This window comes from Fodinibius salicampi (genome assembly GCF_039545095.1).
Lineage (GTDB): Bacteria > Bacteroidota > Rhodothermia > Balneolales > Balneolaceae > Fodinibius > Fodinibius salicampi.
The window spans coordinates 1-17,724 of sequence record NZ_BAABRS010000007.1 but is presented as its reverse complement, the minus strand read 5'-3'; the positions used below and the strand labels follow the sequence as shown (position 1 = coordinate 17,724).

Below are 17,724 nucleotides of genomic sequence, written 5' to 3'. Positions count from 1 at the left end.
TCAGGGATAGGGGAATAGTAGTCAATAGCAGTATGGAATTATTCAATGGCAGGTGTCCTAGCAACCACTCAGGTAGGATCAAAGGAGAAGTATGGAGTGAGTTGACTTTCTAATGCATAAACGAGTTGATACGCTGGTTAGGTTGCCAATGCCCTTACCATACTAGATTATTACGTACCAAAAACCGTCCACTAAAAGTAATTGGGTATCCTTTGCCATCGAGTATCTCAACGGCATTTCCTCCCACTTCTGCATGAATATGTAAATGTGGCTGCGTTGTATTGCCTGAATTTCCAACCTTACCTACAAATTGCCCCGATATTACACTATCACCTGGGGAAACATTGATGCTAAATTTCTTGAGATGTGCCATCAGGATATCAACTCCTTGACAGGTAATAACTAAATGGTTGCCGGCTAAGTGTTTAGTGTCCCGATTGGGTGGAATTTGGTCATCATGACCATCCTCTGTTTTGCTGACCTTCCCCTTGCAGGGACTAAACACGGAGTCAGAATAAATCTCATATTGGGATAGATCTTGGGGCCAGATGCCAAGGGCACGATTCCCAAATGCATTTAATTTTACAATATCTAGGGCAAAATCCTGAGCTGGATAAGCTGTGTGATTATTTAACCATCTCGAAGTCCCGCCGCCCCCTATGTAATAGGATCCTCCAGCCAAGGGAAAGGAGAGATTAATGGCTGGATTAGGATAATTATATCCTTTGAAAACAGAGAAGTTTAAGCCAACAAGACCAATAATAAGTATCCCATGGGAAATAAAGAATGTAATAGAGCTATCCTCATCGCTTGCATCAGATATATTCTTATAGGAAACCCAAACCGCAGGAATGAATAAAATCACCAGCAACCATCGAAGATAGTTACTTGTTAAATCCCACCTGGCCATTTTAAATATGAACAAGAGTACCAAGCAACTAAATAATACTTTAACTATCCAGACAAGCTTCGAAGGATAGGATTTGCGAAATAACTCCCAGAGGAAGATACTAGGCAAAATCAATTGAATGAAATATTGTAAGGAAATTTGATAAATCATTCGGACTACTTATAAAAATGATGAAGGCAACCTAGTGACCTAGCGTATAAGAAACAGACGCCGGAATGTCGAATTGATTACAAAATTAAAGGTTAACTAATAAATGGGACCCGGGCAAGAAATGGACCACTGCTTTCGTTCAAACTCACCGTTTGGCCGAGTAAGCGGGGTCCCAGCTGATGACCTAAAGTTGAGAAAATGGCCGTTTTTTAAACGTACTGATCAAAAAAATGTGACCTTCAACAATTTCAGAAGGAAATGATATCTCCGGAAATGGTTAAATGTTTTGTGCAATTGTAATAGATAGGCTATATATCATTAAAGTTGAATACCAGTCTGAAAAAATACTCCTTATTCTGTTTAATTTTATTACTTTATCATAACATGAGCCTTAATCTACATACTAATACTACAAAATGAGTGTACAAAATAAGGTCCGGGAAGAAGTCACCATCCGTTTTGCTGGTGATTCCGGGGACGGGATGCAGCTTACCGGTTCCCTTTTTACCAATACCACTGCCCTTGAAGGCAACGACCTAAGAACTCTGCCTGAATTCCCGGCGGAAATACGCGCCCCGGCCGGCACGGTTCCGGGCGTCTCCTCCTTCCAGCTTCACTTCGGAAGCAAGGAGATCCTAACCCCGGGAGACAAGTGTGATGTATTGGTTGTGATGAATGCAGCAGCGCTGAAGGCAAACCTGTCGTTACTGCGTTCGGGTGGGACCATTATTGCCAATACGTCCGGATTCGACAAGCGAAACATGAATCTTGCAAATTATGAGACGGAAGTAAGTCCGCTGGAAGACGATACCCTGGCTGATTATAATGTGCTCGAAGTAGACATCGCCAAGATCACAAAAGAAAGCTTGTCAGACTCCCCACTTGGCTTTAAAGAGGTAGAACGGTGCAAAAACATGTTTGTACTGGGGCTGCTTTACTGGATGTACAACCGACCGCTTCAGTCCACAATTACTTTCCTGGAAAAGAAATTTAAAGACAAGCAGGATATTGCCAATGCCAATATCAAGGTGTTGAAGGAAGGATACCATTACGGTGAGACCACTGAGGTGTTCACCTCGCGTTATACGGTGAAGCAAGCGTCTTTAAAACCGGGTACCTACCGGAATATCACCGGTACGGACGCCACTGTATTGGGACTCGTATCTGCTGCCCACCAAAGCAATCTACCGTTGTTCTTTGGTTCGTATCCAATAACACCGGCTTCGGATATCCTGCACGGACTTTCAAAGCAGAAGCATTTTGGAGTTTATACCTTTCAGGCTGAAGATGAAATTGCGGCCGTGTCTTCTGCAATCGGTGCAGCCTTTGGGGGCAGTCTCGGCGTAACCAGTTCTTCGGGCCCGGGTATTGCCTTAAAGGGAGAAGCCATAGGGCTGGCCGTAATGCTGGAGCTACCGCTAGTGATACTCAACATACAGCGAGCGGGACCCTCAACCGGGATGCCTACCAAAACTGAACAGGCCGACCTGATGCAGGCGATGTACGGCCGGAATGGCGAGAGCCCGATTGCAATCGTAGCTCCCCGTTCACCGGCCGACTGTTTTGAGTCGGTGTTCGAAGCATGCCGAATCGCGCTGGAACATATGATACCGGTCATGTACCTCTCTGACGGCTATCTGGCCAATGGTTCTGAGCCGTGGAAGTTCCCCCAAGCAAAGGATTTGTCTGAGATAGAAGTAAAATTTGAACCTGCCCGGACGAACAACGGACAGGGAAATGGCGAGGGAGATAAATTTTTACCGTATGTACGCGATGAACGGTTTGTCCGCTCTTGGTCCATTCCCGGTACCCAAGGACTTGAGCACCGCGTCGGCGGTCTTGAGAAGGAGGATGAGACCGGCGATGTTTCCTATGATCCCGAAAACCACGAGAAAATGGTGAAGATGCGGGAGGCTAAGCGGGACAAGATTGCCGAGTTCATCCCACTCCAGGAAATTGACAACGGCGTGGAAAACGGTGAAACAGTGGTAGTAGGATGGGGATCAACCTATGGTTCAATCCGTACTGCCGTGCATGAATTGAGACAGGAGGGGGTGGATGTGTCTCATATTCATATCCGGTATCTTTCTCCCTTCCCGAGAAACCTGGAAAAATTGCTGAAGGGATATGATAATGTGCTGGTTCCCGAGATCAACAACGGTCAGCTGGTGCGCCTCCTCCGTTCAGAACTCATGATTCAGGCAAAAGGCATCAACAAGATTAAAGGCCGGCCGTTCGGCGTTGAAGAGCTCAAAGAAGAGATAAGAACGGAATCGGCTCCCAAATGAGGTAATTCACGTATTCAGAAGAACATTCAAAGCATATCATTATGGCTATTGAAACGAAAATAACAGAACACCTGAAAAAGAAGGGGAATGGAAACGGTGAAGAAGAATACAGCAGTAAGGATTTCTCTTCCGACCAGGATGTGCGATGGTGTCCCGGTTGTGGTGACTATACCATACTGAAACAGGTGCAAAAAACGATGCCGGAAATTGGTGTGGACAAGGAGGATATCGTATTTATCTCCGGAATCGGCTGTGCTGCGCGTTTCCCATATTACATGGACACCTTTGGCATGCACTCCATCCATGGAAGAGCTCCGGCCATATCGACCGGTCTGAAAGTAAGCCGGCCGGATCTCAGCGTCTGGATCATCACGGGTGACGGTGATTCGCTGTCTATCGGCGCCAACCACTTTGTCCAGCTGCTGCGCCGGAATGTGGATGTGAATTTGCTGTTGTTCAATAACCAGATCTACGGTTTGACGAAAGGTCAGTATTCTCCTACATCCCCGGAGGGATCAACTACCAAGTCGACTCCTTTCGGTTCGATCGACCATCCCTTCAATCCTCTTTCACTAAGCATGGGAGCCGATGGCACGTTTGTGGCCCGGACGATGGACCGCGACCCACGCCACCTACAGCAAATGCTGCAACGCTCGCACCATCACAAAGGAACCTCGATGCTGGAAATCTACCAAAACTGCATTGTGTTTAATGACGGCGCGTTTGAACTCTTTACCGACCGCAAGACACGCCCCCGGGAGGCGATCTACCTGGAAGATGGCGAGCCACTGATATTCGGCAAAGATAATGAGAAGGGAATCCGCCTTGATGGCCTGAAGCCCGAAGTGGTTTCGCTTGAGGACGACGGATACAGCAAAGATGATCTCTGGATTCACGACGAAGGGGATAAAACCAAGGCCTACCTGCTGTCGCAATTCTTCGACGCTCCTGCGCCTGGAGAAACACACCTGCCGCGACCATTCGGGGTACTCTATGCCGTAGAGCGCCCCTGTTATGAGGAAGGTGTCAGTAGTCAAATTAATGCTGCTGTCGAAGGAAGGGGGCAGGGTGATTTGGACACTTTGCTACAGGGCTCTGAAACCTGGGAGATCAAGTAACCCGATATTATATTTAAAAAAATTAAACCTCTGGGATTTTAATAATCTTGGAGGTTTTTTATTTGGAAGATCATTGTTCAAATATTGAGCTGTAATCTTAAATGGATTCCAAGTAAAACAAACAGGCAAACTACTACGCGGGAGAAGCGCCTATACATAAGCGGCCTGGGGAATCTTCCGATGGAGTGGGAGACCACAAGGTGATATTCAGAGAGTAGATGCACGGGTTAAGTACCTGGACAAATTTATGATTTGATTACTTTCTCTGGATGTTTAGCTTTTTGGGGAAACTCTCGAAGAATCTGCACTGTAAAATATCGTCAGTGGAAAACTGTTGAGGTTTGACAGATCGTTCTAAACAGGCAATGATTTCACCGTTGATACTACGATGATGAGCATTGGCCTGCTCAACGAAGCCTTGCGCGGAGGAGAGAGGTGCGTCCGACTTAATGCCCTGGATAATAGCACCGTTAAACATTTACCAGAGAATCGTTACACTTTTGTGATAACTTCGTCTGCCCGGATGCTTACCTATGGAGTGTAATTTCAATCCAAATAAAAAACAGGTAATCATTATGGGTGTATATGTAAAAAAGTCAAAAGTGCTGATTGCTGCGATGATGTTGGCCGTTGGACTCGTATCCTGCAAGGACATATTTCCGGGAAACGGGAACGTGCCGATAGCCGAATACGAGGTTACGATCGAAAATGTGAGTGAATCCTATCCGATTCTTAAAAGCGGTGCTTTTGCCGTACCGGTGGGAGCGAGCGATCCGGGTGCTATCGGGCCGGGCGGTGCTTATGAGTTTGAATTTACCGCTCCGCAGGGCGCCAGGCTGTCTTTGACCACCATGTTCGTGCAGTCCAATGACTGGATCTATTCTTTTGGCGAAGATGGGTTAGCCCTCTACAATGAGGACGGATCCAAGGTAACCGGTGATGTAACCTCCCAGATCAACTTGTACGATGCGGGAACAGAAGAGGACCAGGAGCCGGGAACGGGCAATAATCAGGCCCCACGGCAAAGCGGAACGGATACCGGACCGGCGGACGACAACGACAATGTGCGACTGGTTGATAAAATGGATTTACCGGATAACGATGAAGTTATCAAGGTGACACTTAGCTCTACCAGCGAGTATGGTTTCAGGGTTCGTGTTGAGAATGTGTCGACATCCAGCACGCTGCAAACTTCCGAAGGTGGCAAACCCGTGCCCCTGTCTCCGGGCGCATGGCTGGTACATCCGGCATCACAAAGCGCCCTGTTGTTCACAGCAGGTCATCCGGATTATGGCGAAGGACTCGAAGCTATTGCTGAAGATGGCATGCCGGGAGAGCTGGCGGGTAATCTGGCAGATAAAACTGGTTTGACCGTGCCGCTGTCACCTGGCGCTTTTGCCGTCTATAATGGAGATAATCCCATTTTTAATGAAGGTAAACCAGCAGCTGACAACGGCCTGGAAGAGGTGGCTGAAGATGGTATGATTGATATGCTGGTTTCTTTCCTCTCATCTGAAGGGAATGTTTCAGAAAGTGGTGGTTTTAACCAGCCGGTGGGAGCCAGCGGGCCGGGTCCACTGCTTCCGGGAGATCAGTACAAATTTACATTTACGGCCACGCAGGGCGACAGGCTGACTTTTACTACGATGTATGTGCAGTCCAACGACCTGTTTTACAGCCCGGTTGAACAGGGGGTCCCACTCTTTTCCCAGGGGAGTCCAATCTCCGGTAACATTACTGACCAGATTCGTCTCTGGGATGCCGGTACTGAAGCCAATGAAGAACCGGGCATAGGTGGTAACCAAGCATTGCGACAATCCGGACCCGACACCGGGCCCGAAGACAGCAATCCCAATGTGCGCCTGGTTAATGATCAGTATGATTACGGGGAGACTTCCGACCGGATCAAAGTAAGCATCCAGCGCGTCATGAATTAAGGTGTTGAAGAGGTTTTCGATAAAAGTCACCCTCTGTACCACGTGAGGGTGGCTTTTATCCTATTTAACGTGAACTAGAAATAATGGATTAGTTATAACACACAGAAATCTATCAATATGGACACAAGATCATAGTATGATACTCAGAGCACATTAATTAAGGCGGTATGTAGGAATTACTTGTAATTTCAATAAAAGCTCAGTAGCTATACAAGTATGGAGACCAAAAATATTCTTATTATTGAAGATGATGAGGAGATCATCGAGCTGATCGAGATCAATGTGGAGCACCTGGACTATGATCTTGATACCGCTGTTGATGGGGAAGCCGGGCTGGAAAAGGCACAAAACGGGCGATATGATTTGATAATTCTTGATTTGATGCTGCCCGGGCTGGATGGGCTGGAGATCTGCAAAAGATTGCGATCAGAAAATGACAACACCCCTATCCTAATGCTGACAGCCAAGTCAGAGGAGTTTGACAAGGTTCTGGGCCTGGAGCTGGGAGCTGATGATTACCTGACGAAGCCGTTCAGTATCCGCGAATTGCTGGCAAGGATAAAAGCAAATCTTCGGCGCGTGGAAGTGGACAAGCAAGAGAATACCAGACAGACGGGGAGGGATGATTTATCAATTGGTGAACTATCCATCGAGCCAGACAAGCGAAAGGTAACCATTTCAGGCAGGGCTGTTTCGGTGACTCCCAAAGAGTTTGAACTATTGCACCTTTTTGCTGCTAACCCCGGGAAGGCATTTTCACGTAATGAACTGTTGGAGCAGGTCTGGGGATATCAATTTGAAGGATACGACCATACCGTAAACTCACACATAAACAGGCTTCGGAATAAGATTGAAAAAGATCCATCTGATCCCACTTATCTCAAAACTGTATGGGGTGTGGGATACCGCTTTGCCGAACCGGAGGAGATTGAAAAATGAAGAGGTTTTTCCAGTCATTTTATTGGAAGCTGTCACTGGTTTTCCTGTTGCTGCTTATTGCGTTGGGGATTGCCCAGGTTACTATCACCTATAACTCCTCGATGCAGTTCGTACGACAGGCGGACCAAAAGCTGAACCTGAATCTGGCCGAAAATATGGCCAGTGAGTTTGAGACAGAGCTGGAGGATGAACTTGATATCAGCAGGATAAAGAGTTCAATCCATGATATGATGGTTGTCAATCCACGGATTGAGATCTACCTGCTCGACCCGTTCGGTGAAATATTGGCCTTTTTTGTAGAGAAGGGGAGAGAAGTAAATACGGATTCAGTGAATATGGAGCCGGTTCACGAGTTTTTGAATAATCCGCAGTCGGACCTCATACTTGGACAGGACCCCCGAAATCCCACCAGGACCAAACCGATTTCGGTTGCAGAGTTGGATATAGGCAGACAGGAACCCGGTTATGTATATATCATACTGGGAGGAGAACAGTACGACTCTGCCCTGAGTATGCTGGAAAACAGTTATTTTCTGCAGACCAGCCTGAAAATATTTGGTATCATTTTATTGGTTACGGGCATTGTAGGTATGATTTTGTTCGCTTTTCTTACCAGGCGCTTGCGCCGTATGGCTGCGACCATAGAAAAATTTGATGAGGGAAACCTAAATCAACGGGTACCTGTGGATTCCAATGACGAGATCGGGAGGCTGGCGCAGAGTTTTAATTCCATGGCCGATACGTTGCAGGAAAATGTTAAAGAATTGAAAAAATCTGATCAACTTCGACGTGAGCTTATTGCCAATGTATCTCACGATCTCAGGAGCCCGCTGGCCTCAATCCAGGGATACCTGGAAACAATCCTGCTTAAAGGAGCTGAATTGAGCGACGAAAAAAGAGAAAAGTATTTCAATATCATCCTGAAGAATACCGTAGGGCTGAGAAAGTTAGTTGACGAGCTTTTTGAACTTTCGAAACTTGATACACAGCAGGTAGAACCGGAGACTGAGCCGTTCTCGATAGGTGATCTGGTTCAGGATGTGGTCCTTAAATTTGAGCAAAAGGCCGCCGAGAAGGATATTCAAATCGAGCCCATATGCCCATCTGGTATGCCCCTGGTGAGGGGTGATATCGCCATGATTGAACGGGTGTTGAGCAATCTGATTGAGAATGCAATTCAGTATTCAGATAAGGGTGGACAAATTGAGATAGAGCTCGAAAAGCAGAATTCATCCGTTGCCATACAGGTCAAGGATAATGGACCCGGTATTTCTGAGGACGATCTGCCCCATATCTTTGACCGGTTTTACCGGGCTGAAAAAAGCCGTTCCAGATCAAGCGGGGGAACGGGTCTCGGACTGGCTATTGCTAAAAAAATCATGGAATTGCACAATAGGGAGATTAATGCCCGAAACAGAGAGAACGGGGGTTCTGTATTTGAAATAGAACTGGACAGAGCTTGATAGCCAGGAGTATAACCAAGCTATCCTTGCCATCTCGCAACAGTATAAATGGCCCAAAACAATTATAGATTCCCAGATACTTCCCTATCACATTCGAGTTGCCGCCCAAGTGCTGGATAGGTATATAGTTTACACTCAAGGAATCTCTTCCAGATTAGACCATACTGTTTTTTCTGACCCTACAGTTATTAAATGTGAATCTTTTGTTACGAATCTGTGATAACTAACCTGATAGAAAGCCATAAGTTCTTGTAGAAATGGCATGTTACCTGAGAGAACTTCTCAGTCAGAGATTCAATTTAGGGTAATCATTCATTGAATCCAGAACCTGCCAGTAACGGAAACCAACAACTAAATCACAGAAAAATGTATGTATTCAAATCAATCCATATTTTTGTTGTAATTTTGATATTTACTCTCATTGGCTGTTCGGATATTGCTAACTCGGAGATGGGAAGTAGCAATGCTCAGCTAAACCCGGTTCTTTCTTCAGCTCATTCAAGTCAAGGTGCTTTGACTGCAAATGGGTGGTACGAAGGAGAAGAGATTTACTATATCAATAATGGTATAGAAGAAGGCATAACAGCAAGAGGAGAAAACGACATTTATTTAATTGGAGGTGATCGACTCCACCAGGCCAATATCGTCGAATTTATCCCTGGCGAATCTGGATACTCACCTCATTGGAATGTATATGTCGTACACTCAGCGGAAGGAGTTACGGTTCAGGATATTCTGGATTCTAATTACGCTTCAACCCATTATGATAGTGAAGGCGTATTATTTGATGATGTAGAAGACCTCAGAGCAGCACTTCAGGCGGGACTTATTACATTTGATCGTCCCGGCGTAGTTGTAAACTGCCCGATCATTTCAGAAAAAGGAGCCGAAGCTCCCGGTAATACAGCATTATCGGAAGAGTTCAAACCTTTTGAAGAGACATTCTAATTGAATTCTCCTCTTTATATATAGTCTCCCCTTCCTGTAAAAATGAAAAAATAGGGAGGGGAACACTATTAATATATTTAAGTCACGTTGATAAATAATGAACGAGAAGCTAAAAAGCCAAAAGCTGGCAGGTACAGGCGCCGTTCCCTCCGATGCCATGCCTGTGCTATAAGTTTCGGCCGATTATCACTTTAGCGAAGGAGGGAGACCTGTTCCTTGATGCCCTGGATCTTTCCAGAAAGGAAGTCTTCATGACCTATGCAGAAATCAAGTAAAGCAGCCGAGGACGGACAGTCTCTAGAATATTTTTTCGGCGATTTCTACGATCCTGTTAAGGTAGTAGTCGAATGCACTAGTAACTGGTTGGCCGATAGGTAATACGAGTTTAATTACAGAACGCGGCTGCCAGCGATAGTTTAGAAAAGAAGAATTTGGAAATGAAGTACCCCAAGATGTAGGTGAGGATTTTCTGCTTGACATTTTCCTTTTTAAAGGGGTTAAATGGCAGATTACCAATTAATTTTTTACTTCAAATTCTTGAACCCAATAAGGCTTTTATCTATTTAACACTGATTTCCAAGTTTTATATGCCGGCCTTTGGTTTCCGTCTTCATCGAGCAACCCGGTATCACGCCACAACTTACCAATATCTTTTACTTCATCTGGGAAGGTTGCCCAAAGTTCATCGTAATCACGATGCGCCCACCAAATTACAAATTCATAATTCTTGTTGTATGCATTGTTCAAAAGCTCCTCCAGGTAATCTTTTTGCTCACATGCATTGCTTGGGATATTAACATCAAAAGCTTCTACCGTTAGATCCTCAGCAAGGTGTGTCGTTTCTACAAAAGCAATGGACTGTGTTGTTTGGTTATGAAGAAAATCAAACGGCTGTTGAAAATCACTTTTTGTTCGCAACCCTTTAAAAAAAGGATAAAAACTAATGGCTGCATAGTCCAGATTTTGATTGATATAGCTGCTTATTTCCGAAATAAATGCTGATGGGTCCGGTACCTCGGGATTAAACCAGTTATGAAGCGTCATCGATTCGGAAAGCGGAAGAGTGGGATATGCACTTTTTAAACGGCCTCTGATGTTATCCATCAGTATTTTATATTCATTCCACTTAGATTCAGATTTAATCAATAATTCATTTACTTCCATAGCAACCACTAAATAATCAGGCTCTAACTCTGAGATCAAGTAGTCAAGATGCTTGAAATAAGCCTCTTCTATTTTCTGGTCATTCAAGGAATTGTAAGAAGGAATGGTTCCATCATAATCGCTGAGAAGGTCACTCCTGTCCGTATTAAGCAAGCTTACAGACAGTAAGAGTTTTTGATTTGGAAGCTTCTTTGCGACCTTTGATTGAACGATATCTTCAAACTCTGATGGCAGGCTGCTATTATTAATCCAGGCAGACCAAGGAATGTATTCGTCAATTTGTTCTGAGTATATGTCGGCATTTTGGGAGATAAACTGATAAGTGTCGTCTACGTCTGACTGATCCGGTCCGTAACTCCAGGTGCTAAAGCCCATATCAAAATTCCTGTTTGTTATGGAGCCAAGAGAATTATCGGATTTACATTGCTGGAAATCAGAATTAGAGCTGGTTGTATCACAGCTAAAGATCAAACCTATTGATAAGGTCAGAATTATTACAATCAAGCTTTTACTGTCCATAGCTTATCTGAGTTAATGCGCTGGATCTTTCCAAAAAGGAGGTCCTCACTTAGATTAGCGGTAGTCAACCCTAACTAACCAAGGAGGACCTCATGACCTACGCAGGAATCGGTCTTCATACAACTAATATGGTAGTAAATGTCGCAATTAACAGCAACACAGAAGTGGGCGCCTGGTAGCGCGAGCCTTGGTCGCCAGCTAAAGGTTAAATAGAATTCATTGTACGAATAAGATGCCAAGGTAGGTGAGGACTATCCCCTTGACATTTTCCTTTTTTAAAGGGGTAAGATTGGGAAGTTTATAGGTAGGTAAAAATAGAATTATAAATCCAGATCGAAGTATTTAATAAAATGATAAGAGGTACAGCCTATCAACGAGTTGGAATGAACCCGTGGTTTTAAAGAGCATCCACCCCGCTAATTTGTAGTGCAAATAACTGCATTACAGGGGCTATCAGCAGAATGGATGGTATCGAGAACCTAAAAAAGCCCTCAAATGGAAAGTGGATGTATATCTTCTATAAGGTAAATTCGTTCAATGTATGAAGTGATTTAACATCTAGTCCATCTTCTTTCATGGCTTGCTTGGCTTCATCCGATGCCATAAAAGTTTGAAACTTTTCCATATCTGGTATATCCAGGATCAGACCTGTTGTATTAGGATTCTGTTCATCTCTAAAGGTACGTGCCTTGACACCTATTTTAGCAAACATTTCATGTCTGCTTCCCGGTGACTTTTTCCATGCTTTTGCCCAATGATTTCCATCTTTTACATCATGATAAACAATTACTGTTGCCATAAATACCTCACCAATTGATTGTTTTTTGATATGAAGAAAGCCAAAGCTTTCTTTTAATGCATATTCTAACAATAACTATTTGCAGGTTAACTTCCTACTGTATGACACTCTTAAAACGGAACAAAGATAGAAAAAAAGACAACCTAACGACCCGCGCATATGCTGCAGGTGCCAATGTGTTGAATTTGTTTATTAACGAAAGGTTAACTAATAAATGGTAGGCGGGCAAGAATAGGCCTGCTCACCGAAGCCTTGCGCGTAGGAGAGCGAGGCCTGTCCGCCGTTGACGCGCAGGCTAGATGTACAATAAAGTTAGGATTTTAAAAGTTATGTGTATAGATTGATAAAAAATACACATAAAATAATTGATACAATTATGCGAACGAATGTAGTAATCGACGATGACTTGATGGATGAAGCCTTGAAGGTAAGTCAACTGAAAACGAAAAAAGATGCGGTGGAAGAAGGATTGAAGTTATTAGTTCAGCGAAAAAAGCAAGAAAGTATCAAGGATCTGCGGGGGAAATTACACTGGAAAGGTGATTTGGAAGACCTGAGAACTGACGAGAAGTGATTTTAGTAGATACGAGCGTATGGATTGACTATTTCAATGGCATAGAAAACAAGCAAACCGAAAGCCTTGACCAGATCCTTTCTGAGCAGACAGTGCTTGTTGGCGATATTATTCTCACCGAAATTCTGCAAGGTTTTGTTAACGAAAAGGAATTTAGATTAGCCAAACAGGCACTTGATCCGTTAGATTGTATTCATCTTGGAGGTAAATCACTGGCAATAAAAGCAGCATCTAATTTTCGTTTTCTTCGATCGAAAGGCGTCACAATTCGCAAAACCGTAGATATGCTCATCGGGAGCTGGTGCATCGAGCATGAAGTAGAGCTGCTTCATAATGATAAAGACTTCGACCAAATAGCAAATCAGCTACCTTTGCAAATTTACGCTAATTGATGTTGTACACCTAACGAAATGACGCATAAGCTGCACGCGATAAAATGTTGAATTAATAAATAACGAACACAAAGTTAAAAAGCCAGAATGTGGCAAACCTTGGCGAGGTGCGTCCGCGTTAATGCGCGGGATCTTTCCAAAAAGGACGTCTCACTTAGATTAGTGATGGCCAAACTTAACCTAACCAAGGAGGACGCACGTGGCTACTCTAGAAAAGGTCTTCACTCAACTAATATAGTAGTTGTCGCGATCAACGATGGTTGGGCTTTTCCTGGCATCGTTCGTTGGGCAGCCGCAGAGCACTCGCTGGACAGTAGTCCCTGCCTGTCGGACTACTGTAAGCTAGCAACTAATCGTCGAGCAATACACGCCAATGGTTCATGGTTCAGGCAATTTCGCTTTGGTTATGGCCTGCATCTAGCAAGGCTTTGATCTGATGGGGATTGTACCACCGTATTCTAACTAACTTTATTTTTAGGTTTTGGCATTGTTTAATTAAATTTTTCGACATGAAAAATAATAAGGCCATTAAGAATTATACAACCATGAAAGTTTCACTGCTGGTAGGATTGATGCTGGTTACAATATCCTTATTTACTGCAGGATGCAGTGAAAATGGGCCGGTCGCGGCAGAGGACGAAGAGGGAGGAGAGCAGGTAGAAGGAAGTATTGATCTCGAAATGGCTAATGCAGCCGCCAAGGGCTTCAATGATGCCTTTTTAAATACGGACGCTGAAGGCAATACTTACTACCAAGTCGCCATCAACGACGAAACCCGCGACGAAACATGGACCTTCGCTTTAGATATCCAGGCTATGCAAGACGTCTACGAGCGCACCGAAAGTAATTACCACAAGGATCTGGTTCAGAAGTTGGGGGATGGGTTTCTGGCCCAAAATCCTCCTCCATACGATTGGGATGGGTGGAATGATGATATCGCCTGGATGGGACTTGCCCTCATCAGGGCGCACCACATAACCGGCGATCCGAAGTTTCTTGAGAAAGCCCAGTATTGTTTCGATTATGTGTGGAAACGTGGCTGGGATACTGAAAATAACGATGGCGGTATTTGGGAGCAGCAACCCGATTATACACCGGAAGGTGGAGAAATCATCAAAGAAGCCCTGTCTAATAATCCCACAGGCAGACTGGGCGCTATGATTTACCAAAGCACGGGAGACCAAACGTACCTGAATCGCGCACATAAGATATATGACTGGTCACGGTCGCACCTTTATGATTCACAGACTGGAGAGGTTTACAGAGGGGTCTATCCCGACGGTTCTTTGTCGATAGCTCCTGCCGTATACAATCAGGGAGCGTTTGTGAGCTTCGCCAACGTGATGCACAACATTACTGGTAATAGCACCTACTTGAATGATGCAGTTGCTGCTGTCAATTATACGAGAAACAACATGACAAACAGTAATGGTATTATAACAAACCATAAGGATCATACATGGGCTGATGCCTTGGCACGGGGGCTGGGCCATCTGTGTAGGCACAATCCGAAACTGTGGAAAATTTATGGAGACTGGATGGTGAAGAATGCCAACGCGATCTGGAGTAACCGTCGCATTGACTACGATCTTACCTGGAACCAGTGGGACCGGCAAACACCTCAGATAAACAGTACGAAAATAACAAGATACATTAGTGCCCTCGCTTGGCTGCAATATGCTCCTATCAGCAGTAGTAATGATGGTAGCGGCGAAGACGAAGGCATTGTACCAGGAGCGACATACAGCATCATTTCCAAAAACAGCGGAAAAGCAATGGGAGTAGAGGGCGCGTCTTCCCAGCAGGGAGCAAATGTCCAGGTCCAGCAGTGGGACCTTTCCAACGTTGCCCACCAGCGCTGGGTAATCCATTCGGTAGGCGATAGTTCATATAGCATCGTCAACAAAAATAGCGGCATGAGGTTGGACCTAGAAGGCGATGGAACCCGTAACGGCGCAAATATAATCCAGGGGAGTGAGAACGATGGAGACAACCAAAGGTGGTACCTGGAACAGGACGGAGAGGGCTACTACAGCATCGTTTCTGTAGCAAGCGGCCGGGTTGCAGACGTTGAGGGCAGTTCAACGGCAAATGGGGCAAACCTTTTGCAGTGGGAGGACAACGGCCAGGACAACCAGAAATGGATTTTTGTACAGTAAGTTCGGCAGTGTGTCAAATCTTCTTATGAATGCTGGCCCCAACCGATAAGCCCGTTTGTCTAACCGGGACTTCTGAGCCCGTGCGCGGAATTGGGACATCGGTTGTCTATCCGTTAGAGATCTGGGATAGTGGCTCGCTTTGAGCTACAGCTTCTGCCCATTGGCGGAAGATAAGCCCGTAAAGGGGTTTGGATGCCGGCAGGCCTGTCTACCGAAGTACAGCCTACGTAGCTTTGCTACTTTGGCGTAGTAGGCCTTTAGCGCAGGTATGGTAATCCGAACGTGATCAACGAAAACCGGTCGCCAGCGATAGGTTTGAAAAACAGTTTATAAAACAGAAAAGAAAGAATACTGGGTGAGGACTATCTACTTGACATTTTCCTTTTTGAAGGGGTTAGGCAAATTTAATTGATGGTATGATCATCAATTTTCATTTTTAAAATTTCTCTTGCTTTTAATTCTGAATAAGTGATAATATTCATATTGAACAAAGATTCAAGAGTGAACCTACCTGTTTCATCGTTCAAGTTCGGAATTCCGTTCTTGTAAAAGTAACTGAAACAATATAATGGCAGAATTATTCTGCTGTTACCATTTATAATTCACACGACGATGAAGTCACAAAACAACTATATAAAATGGGGAAAATATATTCTCCTGTTGCTCTTCGTTTCCCTTATTGCTATTGGATGTAAGGATGGAGGGATAACCAACCCGGGAAATAATCCACCGGCCGGGGAAAACAATATGCTGGAAATCATTCAGTCAAATAGCAACCTAACGATTCTGGCAGAATTGCTTGAAGGAACTAGCTTAACAAACACACTGTCCGGCAGCGGCAAAGTCACCTTTTTTGCTCCGACCAATGCGGCTTTTTCCAATCTTCCAGATGAATACCTAGAGGGACTTACCAGCCAGCAAAAATTGGATCTATTAAAATATCATATTTATAGCGGTACCTATCCGGTCATTAATGAGATAAAAAAGGAAGTAATTAACTCACTCCATGGTGATCCGATATTCATGGAGATAGGGCAGAGTTTTGGAAACTTGATAAACAATCAAGCCAAATTTGGTTCAACGAATATTGAAGCCTCCAACGGTCTTATACACTTGATTGATGCCGTCTTAATACCGGACCAGCAGGGAACTCTCGCAGATAATATCAAAAAACGATATGATTACAGGAAGTTTTACGAAAAATTGGATGCAGCCGGATTAATTGAACGACTTGAAGCACCCGGTATGACAATCGTGCTTCCCGAAAATGATATGGGTATCGATTATATACAAAATGATGCCGGTTTATCCTTAACCGATGAAAATTGGACAGAAATCATGAAATACCATCTTCTTGAAGTGGATTTTACGGTTTATGGGCCGGGGACGAAAACAGCCCTGGTAACATTGTCGGGAGATTCTGTCTATTTACAAATCGAATCCCCCGGACAATTTCTTGTTAATAACAGTGTAGATGGCAACCCGATCAGTGTAGTTAATGCTACTAATGGGAAAATCGTCTTTCCATCTGGAGTTTTATTGCCTGATAAATTTTTGGGCATACTCACGATCATGGACAAACGGTTTACTATGCAAACAGCCCGATCCGCATTGGCAGTAGCAAAGATGACAGGTCGTTTATATAATACCGATAATAATGCCGACGAAATGTTTACCATTTTCATACCTCATGACAATGCGGAAGGGCTTAACGGTCTTCCTGCAGATGAGAATGAACTGGCGAATGTTATGAAATACCATGTGTTGCTTGAAAAAGTAACTGCCGATGCGCTTCAGCATAACCAAACCTATACCACTTGGCAGGGTGAAACACTCACTATTACCAAGAATGGAGATGAGATTATCGTCAATGGATCGGCAACGGTCAAACAGGCTGATTTAATCGGTCGAAATGGAGTGGTCCATATCATTAATGGAGTGTTAACTCCCCCTTCTGATTAATTCATGGTCATGTGACAAAGTAAGGGGACGAGCTGTTAAGTAGTCCCCTTCATTACCATTTTTTGAACACTTTGGAAATGGCCTTTTCATTATTTAGGCCTTCCAAATTATACCAATTCCTAATAAATAATCATTGAGATCAGGATAAAGCAGATTATCTAGTTACATATTCTGTTTGCCTAACGACCTTGCGCATAACCGGCAGGCGCCAGGATGTTGACTTTATTACAAAATGAAAGATTAACTAATAAATAGAAGGGAGGCAAGGAGATGGCGATGTTTGTCCGGTATTATGCATTAGAAAGAGGACACCTGTAGATTGGTAAGAATCCACATTCACTACCAACCCAACAGGAGGTCCTCTTATGAATACAACTACACATTACGCAGGAATGGACATTC

15 protein-coding genes are annotated in these 17,724 nt (G+C 44.3%); 11 read left to right on the top strand and 4 right to left on the bottom strand.

Translation table 11 applies throughout. From position 1 onward, the window contains the following. Positions 1 to 154: 154 nt before the first annotated feature. On the bottom strand, positions 155 to 1,060 hold the full coding sequence (locus tag ABEB05_RS16845; protein WP_265791937.1) for a M23 family metallopeptidase: 906 nt from the start codon (positions 1,058 to 1,060) through the stop codon (positions 155 to 157). Between the two features lie 416 nt (positions 1,061 to 1,476). Between ABEB05_RS16845 and ABEB05_RS16840 the strand changes: the two genes are divergently transcribed. After that, positions 1,477 to 3,348 carry a 2-oxoacid:acceptor oxidoreductase subunit alpha gene (locus tag ABEB05_RS16840; protein ID WP_265791935.1) on the top strand — a complete coding sequence of 624 codons (1,872 nt, stop codon included), beginning with the start codon at positions 1,477 to 1,479 and terminating at the stop codon, positions 3,346 to 3,348. Positions 3,349 to 3,389: 41 nt separating this feature from the next. Further along, on the top strand, positions 3,390 to 4,466 hold the full coding sequence (locus ABEB05_RS16835; RefSeq protein ID WP_265791933.1) for a 2-oxoacid:ferredoxin oxidoreductase subunit beta: 1,077 nt from the start codon (positions 3,390 to 3,392) through the stop codon (positions 4,464 to 4,466). Positions 4,467 to 4,722: 256 nt separating this feature from the next. Here ABEB05_RS16835 and ABEB05_RS16830 read toward each other — a convergent pair whose 3' ends face one another. Next, positions 4,723 to 4,848: a hypothetical protein gene (locus ABEB05_RS16830; protein ID WP_265791938.1), complete on the bottom strand. Its 126-nt coding sequence runs from the start codon at positions 4,846 to 4,848 to the stop codon at positions 4,723 to 4,725. Between the two features lie 6 nt (positions 4,849 to 4,854). Here ABEB05_RS16830 and ABEB05_RS16825 point away from each other — a divergent pair, with 6 nt between their 5' ends. The 5 genes from ABEB05_RS16825 to ABEB05_RS16805 all read left to right on the top strand — a co-directional run bounded on the left by ABEB05_RS16825 (position 4,855) and on the right by ABEB05_RS16805 (position 9,753). Continuing rightward, positions 4,855 to 5,010, top strand: a complete 156-nt coding sequence (locus ABEB05_RS16825; RefSeq protein ID WP_265791940.1) for a hypothetical protein — start codon at positions 4,855 to 4,857, stop codon at positions 5,008 to 5,010. Between the two features lie 31 nt (positions 5,011 to 5,041). Then, the gene (locus tag ABEB05_RS16820) at positions 5,042 to 6,403 is read left to right on the top strand and encodes a spondin domain-containing protein (protein WP_265791931.1); all 1,362 of its coding nucleotides are present in this window, start codon (positions 5,042 to 5,044) and stop codon (positions 6,401 to 6,403) included. Between the two features lie 216 nt (positions 6,404 to 6,619). Then, a complete protein-coding gene (locus ABEB05_RS16815) occupies positions 6,620 to 7,342 on the top strand; it encodes a response regulator transcription factor (protein WP_265791929.1) in 723 nt (240 codons plus the stop codon). Then, on the top strand, positions 7,339 to 8,805 hold the full coding sequence (locus ABEB05_RS16810) for a sensor histidine kinase (protein ID WP_265791927.1): 1,467 nt from the start codon (positions 7,339 to 7,341) through the stop codon (positions 8,803 to 8,805). The genes ABEB05_RS16815 and ABEB05_RS16810 overlap by 4 nt, the downstream gene beginning before the upstream one ends. Before the next feature lie 366 nt (positions 8,806 to 9,171). Then, positions 9,172 to 9,753 carry a hypothetical protein gene (locus ABEB05_RS16805; RefSeq protein WP_265791925.1) on the top strand — a complete coding sequence of 194 codons (582 nt, stop codon included), beginning with the start codon at positions 9,172 to 9,174 and terminating at the stop codon, positions 9,751 to 9,753. A gap of 555 nt (positions 9,754 to 10,308) precedes the next feature. On the opposite strand, the gene ABEB05_RS16800 is transcribed toward ABEB05_RS16805, so the two are convergent. Together ABEB05_RS16800 and ABEB05_RS16795 are read right to left on the bottom strand one after the other, a co-directional pair. Beyond that, on the bottom strand, positions 10,309 to 11,292 hold the full coding sequence (locus ABEB05_RS16800; RefSeq protein ID WP_265791923.1) for a glycosyl hydrolase 53 family protein: 984 nt from the start codon (positions 11,290 to 11,292) through the stop codon (positions 10,309 to 10,311). A 661-nt stretch (positions 11,293 to 11,953) separates the two neighbouring features. Then, positions 11,954 to 12,307: a hypothetical protein gene (locus tag ABEB05_RS16795; RefSeq protein WP_265791921.1), complete on the bottom strand. Its 354-nt coding sequence runs from the start codon at positions 12,305 to 12,307 to the stop codon at positions 11,954 to 11,956. A gap of 304 nt (positions 12,308 to 12,611) precedes the next feature. Between ABEB05_RS16795 and ABEB05_RS16790 the strand changes: the two genes are divergently transcribed. The 4 genes from ABEB05_RS16790 (at position 12,612) to ABEB05_RS16775 (ending at position 17,322) form a co-directional block, all read left to right on the top strand. Beyond that, positions 12,612 to 12,809 (top strand): type II toxin-antitoxin system VapB family antitoxin, encoded by a 198-nt coding sequence (locus ABEB05_RS16790; protein WP_265791919.1) that lies wholly within the window; start codon positions 12,612 to 12,614, stop codon positions 12,807 to 12,809. After that, positions 12,806 to 13,201 (top strand): type II toxin-antitoxin system VapC family toxin, encoded by a 396-nt coding sequence (vapC, locus tag ABEB05_RS16785; protein WP_265791918.1) that lies wholly within the window; start codon positions 12,806 to 12,808, stop codon positions 13,199 to 13,201. Before ABEB05_RS16790 ends, vapC begins: the two co-directional genes overlap by 4 nt. A 509-nt stretch (positions 13,202 to 13,710) precedes the next feature. Further along, on the top strand, positions 13,711 to 15,360 hold the full coding sequence (locus ABEB05_RS16780; protein WP_265791917.1) for a glycoside hydrolase family 76 protein: 1,650 nt from the start codon (positions 13,711 to 13,713) through the stop codon (positions 15,358 to 15,360). Between the two features lie 612 nt (positions 15,361 to 15,972). After that, positions 15,973 to 17,322 (top strand): fasciclin domain-containing protein, encoded by a 1,350-nt coding sequence (locus ABEB05_RS16775; protein ID WP_265791916.1) that lies wholly within the window; start codon positions 15,973 to 15,975, stop codon positions 17,320 to 17,322. Positions 17,323 to 17,724 lie beyond the last annotated feature (402 nt).

Coding starts and splice junctions, on each gene's coding strand:
- ABEB05_RS16800 (WP_265791923.1), bottom strand. CDS start 11,292: ATGGGCTTTAGCACCTGGAGTTACGGACCGGATCAGTCAGACGTAGAC.
- ABEB05_RS16775 (WP_265791916.1), top strand. CDS start 15,973: ATGAAGTCACAAAACAACTATATAAAATGGGGAAAATATATTCTCCTG.
- ABEB05_RS16805 (WP_265791925.1), top strand. CDS start 9,172: ATGTATGTATTCAAATCAATCCATATTTTTGTTGTAATTTTGATATTT.
- ABEB05_RS16810 (WP_265791927.1), top strand. CDS start 7,339: ATGAAGAGGTTTTTCCAGTCATTTTATTGGAAGCTGTCACTGGTTTTC.
- ABEB05_RS16815 (WP_265791929.1), top strand. CDS start 6,620: ATGGAGACCAAAAATATTCTTATTATTGAAGATGATGAGGAGATCATC.
- ABEB05_RS16825 (WP_265791940.1), top strand. CDS start 4,855: ATGATGAGCATTGGCCTGCTCAACGAAGCCTTGCGCGGAGGAGAGAGG.
- ABEB05_RS16820 (WP_265791931.1), top strand. CDS start 5,042: ATGGGTGTATATGTAAAAAAGTCAAAAGTGCTGATTGCTGCGATGATG.
- ABEB05_RS16835 (WP_265791933.1), top strand. CDS start 3,390: ATGGCTATTGAAACGAAAATAACAGAACACCTGAAAAAGAAGGGGAAT.
- ABEB05_RS16790 (WP_265791919.1), top strand. CDS start 12,612: ATGCGAACGAATGTAGTAATCGACGATGACTTGATGGATGAAGCCTTG.
- ABEB05_RS16840 (WP_265791935.1), top strand. CDS start 1,477: ATGAGTGTACAAAATAAGGTCCGGGAAGAAGTCACCATCCGTTTTGCT.
- ABEB05_RS16780 (WP_265791917.1), top strand. CDS start 13,711: ATGAAAAATAATAAGGCCATTAAGAATTATACAACCATGAAAGTTTCA.
- ABEB05_RS16845 (WP_265791937.1), bottom strand. CDS start 1,060: ATGATTTATCAAATTTCCTTACAATATTTCATTCAATTGATTTTGCCT.